The 11,426-nt window shown below is 70.1% G+C and carries 11 protein-coding genes; 9 read left to right on the top strand and 2 right to left on the bottom strand.

From position 1 onward, the window contains the following. Positions 1-5 precede the first annotated feature (5 nt). From AC21LY_RS03555 to AC21LY_RS03515, 9 genes are read left to right on the top strand one after another with little or no spacing between them, the layout of a single operon-like run. Positions 6-1,037: an MlaD family protein gene (locus AC21LY_RS03555; protein ID WP_489044945.1), complete on the top strand. Its 1,032-nt coding sequence runs from the start codon at positions 6-8 to the stop codon at positions 1,035-1,037. A 1-nt stretch (position 1,038) separates the two neighbouring features. After that, a complete protein-coding gene (locus AC21LY_RS03550; protein WP_489044944.1) occupies positions 1,039-2,043 on the top strand; it encodes an MlaD family protein in 1,005 nt (334 codons plus the stop codon). Then, positions 2,040-3,032, top strand: a complete 993-nt coding sequence (locus tag AC21LY_RS03545; RefSeq protein WP_489045416.1) for an MlaD family protein — start codon at positions 2,040-2,042, stop codon at positions 3,030-3,032. The genes AC21LY_RS03550 and AC21LY_RS03545 overlap by 4 nt, the downstream gene beginning before the upstream one ends. Further along, a complete protein-coding gene (locus tag AC21LY_RS03540) occupies positions 3,002-4,114 on the top strand; it encodes an MlaD family protein (RefSeq protein WP_489044943.1) in 1,113 nt (370 codons plus the stop codon). Before AC21LY_RS03545 ends, AC21LY_RS03540 begins: the two co-directional genes overlap by 31 nt. After that, on the top strand, positions 4,114-5,139 hold the full coding sequence (locus AC21LY_RS03535) for an MlaD family protein (protein ID WP_489044942.1): 1,026 nt from the start codon (positions 4,114-4,116) through the stop codon (positions 5,137-5,139). Before AC21LY_RS03540 ends, AC21LY_RS03535 begins: the two co-directional genes overlap by 1 nt. Beyond that, positions 5,136-6,221, top strand: a complete 1,086-nt coding sequence (locus tag AC21LY_RS03530) for an MlaD family protein (RefSeq protein ID WP_489044941.1) — start codon at positions 5,136-5,138, stop codon at positions 6,219-6,221. Before AC21LY_RS03535 ends, AC21LY_RS03530 begins: the two co-directional genes overlap by 4 nt. An 18-nt stretch (positions 6,222-6,239) precedes the next feature. Then, positions 6,240-8,330, top strand: a complete 2,091-nt coding sequence (locus AC21LY_RS03525) for an acyl-CoA dehydrogenase family protein (protein ID WP_489044940.1) — start codon at positions 6,240-6,242, stop codon at positions 8,328-8,330. A 45-nt stretch (positions 8,331-8,375) separates the two neighbouring features. Then, complete coding sequence (locus AC21LY_RS03520) at positions 8,376-9,161, top strand: 2-keto-4-pentenoate hydratase (RefSeq protein WP_489044939.1); 786 nt, start codon at positions 8,376-8,378, stop codon at positions 9,159-9,161. 26 nt (positions 9,162-9,187) lie between these two features. Further along, entirely contained in the window at positions 9,188-9,376 is a 189-nt protein-coding gene (locus tag AC21LY_RS03515; protein WP_489044938.1) for a ferredoxin, read from the top strand. A gap of 61 nt (positions 9,377-9,437) precedes the next feature. On the opposite strand, the gene dmpG is transcribed toward AC21LY_RS03515, so the two are convergent. Both dmpG and AC21LY_RS03505 read right to left on the bottom strand, forming a co-directional pair. Beyond that, on the bottom strand, positions 9,438-10,487 hold the full coding sequence (dmpG, locus tag AC21LY_RS03510) for a 4-hydroxy-2-oxovalerate aldolase (RefSeq protein WP_489044937.1): 1,050 nt from the start codon (positions 10,485-10,487) through the stop codon (positions 9,438-9,440). After that, entirely contained in the window at positions 10,484-11,392 is a 909-nt protein-coding gene (locus AC21LY_RS03505) for an acetaldehyde dehydrogenase (acetylating) (RefSeq protein ID WP_489044936.1), read from the bottom strand. The genes dmpG and AC21LY_RS03505 overlap by 4 nt, the downstream gene beginning before the upstream one ends. Positions 11,393-11,426 lie beyond the last annotated feature (34 nt).

Here is an 11,426-nt window from a genome sequence, read left to right as displayed (position 1 = left end):
AGAAGATGTACGAGCTGCTCGGCGGCACACCCGGCCGCCAACAACGGATCTTCTTCACCGTCGGTGTCGCGACGATCGCGGTCGTCCTGGTCGCGGTGCTCGCGGGCGCCGTCTCCTCCCGCATTCCCGCGTCCGACCCCCGGCTCGCGCTCACCGTCGAATCCACCGACGTGGGTCCGGGCGTCAAGGAGGGCACTCGGGTCACGCTCCGCGGCGTGCCGATCGGCGAGGTGCAGTCCGTCGTCGTCCCGCGTGCGGGACAGGCCAGGGTCGCGGTCCGCCTGGACCGCAGCAACATCCGCGGGCTCACCGATACCCTGTCCGTGCGCTACCAGCCGGGCAACTACTTCGGCGTGACCGAGATGGCGCTCGTGCCGGGGCAGGGCGGCGCGGACCTGCGCTCGGGGAGCACGCTGCGCCCCCGCTCGAGCAACAACACGATCTCCGATCTCCTCACACGCAGCGCCGTCTCCGTCTCGGGCGTCATGACGCCGAAGCTCATCGAGGTGACGAAGAAGGCCACCCGGTACACCCAGGCGATCACTCCCCTACTGCAGGTGGCGTTCTCCGTCGAACAGCAGAACGCGCGGTCCACGCAGGTGCCGATCGGAACCACGCTGCGCGCCGTGCGCACCACGCTCGACGGTGCCCCGGGCGTCGTCGAGGGAGCCTTCGAGGGATGGTTCGTCCCGCAGATGCGCGGCGGCGAGGCCGCGGGCACGCTCGATTACACGGTCAACAACTACGACAAGGTCGACAAGACGACCACGCTCCTCGGCACCGGCTTCTTCACGCCGCTGGCCGACATGTTCGGCTCGCACGAAAAAGAGTTCAAGCCCGGCACCGTCATGCTGCGCGTCATCATGGACAGCACCACCAAGGTGATGCGCACGGTGAGCATTCCCCGCCAGGTCGTCCCGTTGATCACCGGCGTGAACGGCGCCTTCATCACCGTCCCGGAGGGCACCGCACTGCGCATGAACGTGATCGCCGACCGTCTGCCGGCCGCCGCTTCCGTCCTGGAAGGGGGTCGATGACATGCGCGCCAAGAACACTCGCGCCACCATCACTCTCGCGATCGCCCTGGTCATCACGCTGGTCATCGCGGTGGGCATCTTCGCCGCCCTGCGCAATCCGGCGGGCGGCGAGACCCGCGACCTGCAGGCGCACCTCTCGGACGCCTCCGGCCTGCGCGTGGGCAGCGACGTACGGCTCCGGGGCGTCCTGATCGGCAAGGTCACCTCCGTCGAGGTCCGCGGCACCGCGGACGGGAACGGCAACGAGGCGGTGGTCGGCTTCACCGCGCAGAACGAGCACCCCGTCACGTCGACCACACGGCTGGCGGTGAAGTACCGCAACCTGACCGGCGAGCGGTTCATCGAGATCCAGCCCGGCAGCTCGGCAGGAGGCACGCCCACCACGTCGATCCCGATGGCGCGCACCACCCCATCGTTCGACATCACCACCCTGTTCAACGGCCTGGCCCCGGTGCTGCGCACGCTGAGCCCCGAGGACGTCAACGAGCTGACCCGGAATCTGTTGGGGCTCCTGCAGGGTGACGACACGACCGCCGCGCAGACCTTCAGTGCGATCGACAGGATCACGGCGAACCTCGCCGATCGGCAGACCGTGATCAAGACCCTGATCGACAACGTCACCCGGGTCGCGAACATGATCAACGACTACTCGCCGCAGGTGGTGGAGTTCATCGTCAACTTCGACCTGCTCCTGACGAAGGTGCTCGAGAATCTCGACGAGTTCCGCCGCACGGCCACCTACGGTCCCGGTTTCGGTGCCGCGACCAACCGGGTGCTCACCGCGCTCGGCCTGTCCAAGGAGCTCGACGTGGAGAAGCTGGTGCGCACCGCGTTCCAGGACCCGGGCGCCGCGGTGCAGGCGATGGGCAAGCTGCCGGGCCTGTTCACCGGCGTCGCCGCGCTCCTCGGCGCGCCGCCCGCGCCGTGCTCGAAGGGCCAGGCGCCACTGCCGAACAAGGTGACCGTGCTGACCGGGGGAACGAATGTGACGGTGTGCCTGAAATGATCTTCACCGGCCGTCCGCCGTGGCGCGGACTCATCAATCGCAGCACCCGGATCGGCGCCATCGCCGTGGCCGTCGCCCTCGTCATCACCGCCGGGCTCGCCTACGTCTACCTGCGTCCGCCGGGGCAGAAGGAACTGACCTTCATCACCCAGGACGCGGCCCTCATCAAGCCCGGCGTGGAGGTGCGCGCCTCGGGCGTGCGCATCGGCTCGGTCTCCGCAGTCGACCTCCGCAAGGACGACGTCCAGGTGACGGCGCGCATCGACGACGGTGTCTTCGTGGGGGATCAGACCTCGGTCGCGGTCCGGATGCTCACCGTGGCGGGCGGCTTCTACGTCGCCGTCACCTCCGCCGGCCGCTCGGCCCTGGGCGACAAGTCTGTTCCGCGTTCCCGCGTGAGCCTGCCCTACACCATCGGCGACCTGCTTCAGGAGACTCCGGAGAAACTCGAACCCGTCGATCGCACCCAGCTCGCCGCGTCGATCAAGGCGCTCAGCACCGGGCTCGACGCCAATCCCGGATCTGTGGACAACGTCGTCGAGGGCGTGAACTCCCTCATCGGACAGCTGACGGAGCAGCGCGACCAGGTCGGCCGGATCATCAACGTCAGCACCCAGTACGCCACGGGCTTCGCCGAGCAGCGCGAGACCATCATGAACATGATTCACAAGGCGTCGCTGGCGATCGTCACGCTCGATCAGACCGCCGCCAACTTCGGCCTCGCCTATCAGGGCCTGGCCGGGATGTTCGGCAAGATCAAGCCCTTCCTCGACCTGTACTGGAAGTACCGCGAGACCCTCGGTGATGTCTTCGCCAAGGTCGAATCGGCACTGAAGACGACGAACGTGACGATTCCCGCGATGATCGGTGAGCTGCAGAAGGCGATCGACACCATGCAGAAGACGTTGGAGAAGCAGGGGAAGCCGATGTCGCCGGACACCGTACTCGCCAGCCGCCTGTGCTTCCCGACCGCGACGGCGAGCTGCTGATGCGCGCCGCCCGGATCCGCATCCTCGCCGTGGTCGCCGTCCTGCTGGCGCCGCTCCTCCCCGGCGCCACCGGCACGGTCGCCGCCGCCACCAGCACCCAGTGCGCCTACCTCGCGGACGGCATCGGCCTGTACCCGAACAACGACGTCACCCAGATGGGCGTGAAGATCGGCGCGGTCCGCTCCGTCGAACCGTCGGGCGACGGCGTCAAGGTCACGTTCGACGTCTCCGGCCGCACCCTGCCCGCGTCGGTCAAGGCCGTGACCCGGTCCACCTCCATTCTGGCCGACCGCTCCCTGGAGCTCGTGGGCAACTACTCCTCCGGCGCTACCCTGCGCCCGGGGACGTGCATCACGCGGGCGAACAGCGCCACGCCCAAGTCGATCTCGGAGACCACCTCGGCCGCCACCCGGCTGGTCGACTCGGTCACCGAGGGCGGTGCCTCCGCCGATCTGGGCAAGCTACTCGTCCGGCTCGACACCGAGGTGGGCCCGTCGGTGCCGCCGCAGGCCGCCCGCTCCCTGAACAACCTGTCCACCCTGTTGAGCGATCCGGCCGGCTTCCTCGGCGACGTCACCACCGTGGTGAGCAACGTCCGGCCGCTGATGCAGAGCATGGACCAGCAATGGGGCGAACTCCTCCTCACCCTGCAGCACGTGGGCAATGTCCTAGATCAGTACGGCAAGGTGACCTTCCCCGCGGTCTCGGAGATCTTCCAGACCCTGCCCGTCTTCTTCCTGGTGGGCGATGACATGATGCGCCGCTACGGCCACATCCTGCGGCCCGGTGGCACGATGGCGGCCGACGCGGTCAAGTTGACCGCCACCGGCGTTCGGTCCAACGCGGCACTCGCGCGGATGCTGCCGGTCTTCGGCTCGCAGATCGCGCCCTACCTGCCCCGCGGCGACGAGGCACCCACGGCGGTCGCGGGCGTGCCGGTCACGACGATCGCCACCCGCGATCCGAACGCCCTGTGCGCGCAGATCAACGCGCAGGCGCCGGGCAGCTGCTCCGTGGTCGCCGGCAAGGCGCAGACCGCGACCGTCGACCTGCTCCAACTGCCGTTCCAGGGAGGCCGCTGATGACCCGCACACGCACCGCGGTGCGCTGGCTCCCCCGCCGGATGGCGGCGGCGATGGTGATCGGCACCGCCGTCGTCCTCGCCGGCTGCGGCGTCAGCCCCGCGAACATGGACATGCGCAATCCGCTCTCCGACGGCGACCAGTACGACGTGCGGCTGCAGTTCGCGGACGTGCTCAACCTCCCCATCGGCGCTCGGATCTCGCTCGGTGGCCTGACCGTCGGGCGGGTGAAGGCCGTCGATCTCGGCGAGGAGGCCGCGACGGTGACCGTCCGGCTGGACCGGACGGTCACGCTCCCGTCGGACATCCACGCCTCGGTGCTGCAGGACACCCTGCTCGGCGAGGCCTACGTCCGGCTGGAGACACCGGAGAAGTCCACCGGCGACGCGGCACCGTTGCGCCCGGGTGCGATCCTCCCGCTGTCGCAGACGAGTCCGCCGCGCTCCGTGGAGAGCACGCTCACCATCCTGGCCGACTACTTCGGAAGCGGCTCAGTGCAGGACGTCAGTAAGACGATCACGCGCCTGAACACCGCCCTGCCCAAGGACCGGCCTCAGTTCGACCTGCTGTCGGCGCAGCTCAGCCGCGATGTCACCGGCATCGGCAAGAACACCACCGAGGTCAACCGGCTGCTCGATTCGGCGAGCGAGATGGCCGATCGGATTGCCAAGCAGGAGAAGAACTTCAAGGACACCCTGTCGCAGTACCACCTCAAGTACTGGTCGAATCAGGGCAAGTTGATGTCGAACATCGGCGTGCTGCTCCCCGCCGTCGGCGGCATGCTGCAGCAGGGATCCTGGTTGATCCCCCTGATGAACTCCTCGTCCGACCTCTTCGAGCTGCTCACGGCGGACATGGTCTCGCTCGGCTCGGCGATCCACGGCGGCTCGATCCTGGTGAACAAGAACCTCGTTCCCTTCCTGGCCAAGCCGGTCGTGAAGATCGACTCGGTGACGAACGCCGCCGGCCAGGACGTCTCCCCCGGCGCACTCAAGGTTCTGCGACTGATCGGACAGGCCCGATGACCCGCTCCGGACTCGCCTCCACCCTCGGCCTGATCGCGCTGGTCGTGGTCTCCGTCCTGCTCCTGGGAAACCAGGGAGTGCAATGGCTCTCGCCGTCGGGCGAGCGCACGGCCTACATCCGGCTGACCGACGCGAACGGCCTGCAGGAGGGCTCGCGGGTCCTGGACCGCGGCGTCGAGGTCGGCAAGGTACGCAGCCTGACCGTCGACGCCGACCGGGTCGAGGTCGAGGTCCGCTACGCCAAGGACACCCGCATCACCACCGGCGCCAAGGTCCGCGTGCAGAACCTCTCCGGTCTGGGCGAGACCTACCTCACGATCGCCCAGGGCGACGGTGCCGCCGTCCCCGACGGGGCCCGACTCGAGGGGGTCGTCGATACCGCCGATTCGACCGTCGGCGCCCTGTCCAGCTCCCTGTCCCGCCTGATGAAGCAGCTCGACCCGGCGACGGTGCAGCGGCTCCTGGCCCGGGCCGACAAGGCCCTGCCCGACCGAGAGCAGACTGCCCCGACGATCGACGCCGGCGCCGTACTCTCCGCCACGTCGATCCTGCGCCAGCTGCCGGACATCGGCGATCTGCTGCAGTCCTTCAACTCGATCACCCCGCGCGCGACCGATGTCGGGGCGCTGCTGCTCAGCCTCGACCGGCCCTTGCGCACCTTCGGCAAGGGCTACGGCGAGATGGCACCGCACTCGGTCTCCTACATCAGCCAGGGCGACTACCCGAACGTGATCAAGGACGGCATGCTCGAGCTGTTCAAGGTGATCCAGGGGTTCGAGGACGGCGCCGCGCCGAGCGTGCAGTACCTCTCCGAGCTCCTGCTCCCGTCGGTCCGGGCGATGGCGGAGCCGCTCTCCACCATCAACGGCGGCCAGTTGCTCGACACCGCGCTCTCCTCGGTCCGCGGCCGATCCGGCGCCGTCACCCTGCGGATGGCCCCGGCGGACCCGCGCGTCCCGGCACCGTCGTCCGCGAAGCCCTCCGCCGCAACGCAGCCCAGCACCGTGCCGGCGTCGACGTCGACGTCGACGTCGACGTCCGGCCGTACCGCACCGTCGAGCAGCCCCGCGCAGCCCCGCTGACGCGGCCGAAGGAGAACCGTGACCCTCGCGATCACCGACGTCCAGAACGCCCTCGCCGACGCGATCCGGGACTGGGCCGACCGCGCGCATCCCATCGACGCGGTCCGCTCCGGCGACCCCGGCGCCCTCGAGAAGGCCTGGCGCGGACTGGCGGACATCGGCGTCTTCGGCATCACGCTGAGCGAGGAGCTGGGCGGCTTCGGCGGCACTGCCGAGGACGCCGCGGTAGCGGTCGAGGCAGCGACCACCGTGCTCGCGCCCGGGCCGGTGATGGGCACGGTCGTGGTCGGGGTCCTGCTGGAGCACCACCTGCGCGGATCGGAGCGCCTGCGCGCGGTGCGCTCCGCTCTCGCCGCTGGCGAGGCACGTGCAGCCCTCGTGGTCGACGGTGCCGGCGCGCTCGCCCCGGACGCCACCCCACAATCCCACCTGCTGGTCGAGTCCCCGTCGGGCGCCTGGCATCTGCTCCCGCCCGGGCATCCCGGGGTCACCGTCGAGCCGCTGCCCGGCCTGGACTCCTCCCGGCCGCTGGCGCGGATTCATCTCGAGGACATCGCCTTCGACGATTCGACCGAGGTCCCCGGGCTCACCGGTGCGGATGCCCGGTCGGCGCTCGCGACGTTCGCGGCGGCCGAGGCGTCCGGGGTGGCTGCGTGGACCCTGCGCACCGCCGCCGAGTACGCGAAGGTCCGGGTCCAGTTCGGCCGGCCGATCGGTTCCTTCCAGGCGATCAAGCAGATCGCGGCCGAGATGCTCTGCCGTGCCGAGCAGTCCGCGGCGCTCGCGTGGGATGCGGCCCGGTCCGTCGGTGCGGGCGCGGAGCACCGCCTGGCGGCCGCCGTCGCGGCGGCCGGCGCCCTCGATGCGGCGGTGGAGAACGCCAAGGACGCGATCCAGGTCCTGGGTGGCATCGGTTTCACCTTCGAGCACGACGCCCACCTGTACCTGCGCCGCGCGACCGCCCTTCGGCAGCTGCTCGGCGACAGCACCCGATGGCGTATGCGCGCAGCGGAACTCGCCCTGGCCGGCGTCCGGCGTGGGCTCGACTTCCGGATCGACGGCGACCACGCCGCGGCTGCGGCCGAGGCGGAACGGATCGCCGCGCTGCCCGCCGGCGAGCAGCGGCGCGCGCTGGCGGAGTCGGGACTGATGGTGCCGCACTGGGATCCGCCCTACGGACGGGGTGCCGGCCCCGCAGAGCAGTTGATCATCGACGGTGCGCTGGAAACCGCGAGGGTCGAACGCCCGTCGCTGGTGATCGGCGCGTGGGCGGCGCCGACGATCCTCGAGCACGGGACCGACCAGCAGGCCGAGCGCTTCGTATGGCCGACGCTGCTCGGCGAGATCCGGTGGTGCCAGCTGTTCAGCGAGCCCGAGGCGGGCTCCGATCTCGCCTCGCTGCGGACGAAGGCCACCCGGGTCGAGGGCGGATGGTCGCTCACCGGACAGAAGGTGTGGACCTCACTCGCGCACGAGGCGGACTGGGCCATCTGCCTGGCACGCACCGACCCGGACGCACCGAAACACAAGGGCATCACCTACTTCCTGGTGGACATGCTCTCCGACGGCATCGACGTGCGTCCGTTGCGCGAGATCACCGGCGACGTGCGGTTCAACGAGGTCTTCCTCTCCGACGTCTTCGTACCGGACGATTGCGTCGTGGGCCCGGTGAACGGCGGCTGGCGCCTCGCCCGCACCACGCTCGCCAACGAGCGGGTCGCCATGAGCGGGTCCGGCCTGGGCGCGCGCCTGGAAGGGCTCCTCGCCGATCCGGGTCCGGATCCGGACCTCGCGGCGCTCGGCGAGCTCGTCACTGAGGCGGCGTCCTGCACCCTGCTCGACCTGCGGGCCGTGATCGCCAGCGTCGGCGGCCAGGACCCGGGCGCGGCGTCCAGCGTACGCAAGCTGGTCGGCGTGCGGCACCGTCAGGCGGTCGCGGAGGCCTGCCTGCGACGCCTCGGGCCCGACGGTGCCGTGGCCGGCCCGGAGGACCCCGACGACGCCCGGTACGAGTTCCTGCTCAGCCGCTGCCTGTCCATCGCCGGCGGCACCTCGCAGATCCTGCGGAACGTGGCCGCGGAGCAACTCCTGGGCCTGCCCCGCTCCTGAGCCGTTCCGCCCCCACACAACTGGAACCTGTTCTACTATTCGACCATGGACGAGTCCGCTGTCTCCGCCGCCGCCGACGCACTGCTCGGCGCGTACGCCGCGCGCACGCCGATCGACCCGATCATCGAGACCTTCCCCACGGCCACGATCACCGACGCGTACCGGATCCAGCAGGAACAGGTGCGCCGTTGGGAAGCCACGGGCGACGTGGTGAAGGGGCACAAGGTCGGGCTCGCCTCACTCGCGATGCAGCGCCAGATGAACGTCTACGAACCCGATTTCGGGCACCTGACCGCCTCGATGTTCCACCTCGAGCAGATGCCCATCGACGCCTCGTCCTGGCTGCAGCCCCGGATCGAGCCGGAGATCGCCTTCGTCCTCGGCCGCGAGCTCCGCGGCCCGGGCGTCACGGTGGCGGATGCGATCCGTGCCGTCGACTTCGTCGTCCCCGCCCTCGAGGTCGTCGACTCGCGCATCACGGACTGGAAGATCTCGATCGTGGACACCGTGGCCGACAACGCGTCCTCGGGCGGCGTCGTCCTGGGCAGCCGGCCGACCCGCCTGACGGACGTCGATCTGCGTACCATCGGATGCACCTTCCGGATCAGCGGCGAACAGGTGGGCACGGGCGCGGGCGGTGCCGTCCTCGGCTCGCCGATCAACGCCCTCGTCTGGCTCGCGAACACCGTCGGGCCGCTCGGCACCGTGCTGCAGCCCGGCCACGTCGTCCTGCCCGGCTCGATGACGCGGGCCGAGCCGGTCCGCGCCGGAGACGTCGTCGTCGCCGACATGGGCCCGCTGGGCTCGGTGACGGCCGTCCTCGCCCCCTGACCCGACCGACCTGAACGGAGAACACCATGAAGATCACCATCGGCGACGCGTGCACCGGCTTCGGCGTCTGCGAGGGCATCCGCCCCGACGTCTTCGAGGTCAACGACCAGGGTTTCGCGGAGGTCACCGACGAGGGTCTCACCGACGCCGACCGCGAGGACATCGAGTACGCGGTCAGTCAGTGCCCCACCCAGGCCATCACCGTCGAGTACTGACCCCGCCGCCCCGGCGGCAGGAGGCCCGACGGTGCGCCGTGGCACCGTCGGGCCCGTTCCGTCAGACCTTCTGCGCCGCGGACATCTCCACCGCGATGGCGATGATCATGTCCTCCTGACCGCCGACGTAGCCGCGGCGGCCGCACTCGTAGAGGATCTCGTACGCGGGGACGCCGTAGCGCTCCGCCGCCCGCTCCGCGTGCAGCAGGAAGCTCGAGTACACGCCCGCGGCGCCCTGGACGATCGAGCTGCGGTCCATGACCGGCAGGCGGGTGATGTACGGCTTGACCACGTCCTCCGCGGCGGCCATCAGCGCATCCTTGTCGGTGCCGGTGCGCACGCCGAGCTTCTCGAAGGCGGCCGAGAGGACCTCGGTCGGCGAATTACCAGCACCAGCGCCGAGAGCGAGCAGCGAACCGTCGATCTGCTTCGCTCCGGCCCGGTACGCGAGCACCGAGTTGGCGACGCCGAAGCTCAGGTTCTGGTGCCCGTGGTACCCGACCTGTGCGTCCTCCCCCAGCTCGGCGACCAGCGCCGCCACGCGGTCGCTCGCGTCCTCGAGGATCAGCGCGCCCGCCGAGTCGACGACGTAGACGCACTGGCAGCCCGCGTCGGCCATGATCCGCGCCTGCTTCGCCAGCGCTTCGGGCGTGGACATGTGCGAGAGCATGAGGAAGCCCACCGTCTCCAGTCCCAGTTCCCGCGCTGCACCGAAGTGCTGGATCGAGACGTCCGCCTCGGTGCAGTGGGTCGCGATGCGCAGCGCACCCGCCCCGAGGTCGGCCGCCACGCGAATGTCCTCGACGGTGCCCAGCCCGGGCAGCATGAGCACGGCGATCTTCGCCTGCTGCGCCTCGTCAACCGCTGCGGCAATCAGCTTGCGCTCGTCGACCAGGGAGAAGCCGTAGTTGAAGGTGCTGCCGCCGAGCCCGTCGCCGTGGGTCACCTCGATGAGCGAGACGCCCGCGTCGTCGAGGGCGCGCACCGTGTCTCGCACGTTCTGCTCGGTGAACTGATGGGCCATGGCGTGGCTGCCGTCGCGCAGCGAGGTGTCGACGATGCGCACGTCGCGGTCCGGATCGCTCCAGAGGTCGCCGTTGATGCCGGTCATGCGTTCACTCCTGTCAGGATGCGCTGCGCGAGCAGCTCGCCGGCGCGCGCCGCGGCGGCGGTCATGATGTCGAGGTTGCCCGCGTAGGTGGGCAGGTAGTCGCCGTTGCCCGCGACCTCGAGGAAGACCGCGACGCGCGCCTTGCCCTCCCAGCCCGGCCGGGGCTCGTCGTACTGCGGCGGGGCCGTGAGCGTGTAACCGGGCACGTACACCTGCACGTCCTCGACCATCTGCTCGATCGACGCGGTGATCGCGTCGCGGTCGGCGTCGGGGTCGATCGCACAGAACACCGTGTCGCGCATGATCATCGGTGGCTCGACCGGATTGATGATGATGATCGCCTTGCCCTTGGCCGCGCCGCCGACCTCCTCGATGGCGCGCGCCGTGGTCTGGGTGAACTCGTCGATGTTGGCGCGAGTCCCCGGGCCGGCCGAGCGGGAGGAGACCGAGGCGACGATCTCCGCGTAACTCACCGGCGTGACGCGGCTGACGGCGTGCACGATCGGGATCGTCGCCTGCCCGCCGCAGGTGATCATGTTGACGTTGGGCGCGTCCAGCTGGGACTCAAGGTTCACCACGGGACAGGCCAGCGGACCCACCGCCGCCGGCGTGAGGTCCACGGCGACGATGCCCGCCTCGGCGTAGCGAGGTGCGTTGGCGCGGTGCGCCTTCGCCGATGTCGCTTCGAAGACGAGCTGCGGCGGCTCGGGGTGCGCGAGCAGCCAGTCCACCCCCTCCGCCGAGGTCTCGAGCCCGAGCGCGGCGGCCCGCTTGAGGCCGTCCGACTCGGGATCCACGCCCACCATGTACCTGACGTCCACGTGTTCGCTGCGCCGCAACTTCGCGAGCAGATCGGTGCCGATATTCCCCGGGCCGACGATGGCCGCCCTTACTTTCTCCGTCATACCGTCGAGACTGCGGTCCCTGTCCCGCATACTC

This window comes from Tsukamurella sp. II2bb (assembly GCF_057815145.1).
Note: the sequence above shows the minus strand (reverse complement) of the source record. Positions and strands in the feature narration are given on the sequence as shown.

Excerpts from the sequence above, each read along its gene's own strand:
- AC21LY_RS03555 (WP_489044945.1), top strand. The coding sequence starts at position 6 with ATGTACGAGCTGCTCGGCGGCACACCCGGCCGCCAACAACGGATCTTC.
- AC21LY_RS03550 (WP_489044944.1), top strand. The coding sequence starts at position 1,039 with ATGCGCGCCAAGAACACTCGCGCCACCATCACTCTCGCGATCGCCCTG.
- AC21LY_RS03545 (WP_489045416.1), top strand. The coding sequence starts at position 2,040 with ATGATCTTCACCGGCCGTCCGCCGTGGCGCGGACTCATCAATCGCAGC.
- AC21LY_RS03535 (WP_489044942.1), top strand. The coding sequence starts at position 4,114 with ATGACCCGCACACGCACCGCGGTGCGCTGGCTCCCCCGCCGGATGGCG.
- AC21LY_RS03530 (WP_489044941.1), top strand. The coding sequence starts at position 5,136 with ATGACCCGCTCCGGACTCGCCTCCACCCTCGGCCTGATCGCGCTGGTC.
- AC21LY_RS03520 (WP_489044939.1), top strand. The coding sequence starts at position 8,376 with ATGGACGAGTCCGCTGTCTCCGCCGCCGCCGACGCACTGCTCGGCGCG.
- AC21LY_RS03515 (WP_489044938.1), top strand. The coding sequence starts at position 9,188 with ATGAAGATCACCATCGGCGACGCGTGCACCGGCTTCGGCGTCTGCGAG.
- dmpG (WP_489044937.1), bottom strand. The coding sequence starts at position 10,487 with ATGACCGGCATCAACGGCGACCTCTGGAGCGATCCGGACCGCGACGTG.
- AC21LY_RS03505 (WP_489044936.1), bottom strand. The coding sequence starts at position 11,392 with ATGACGGAGAAAGTAAGGGCGGCCATCGTCGGCCCGGGGAATATCGGC.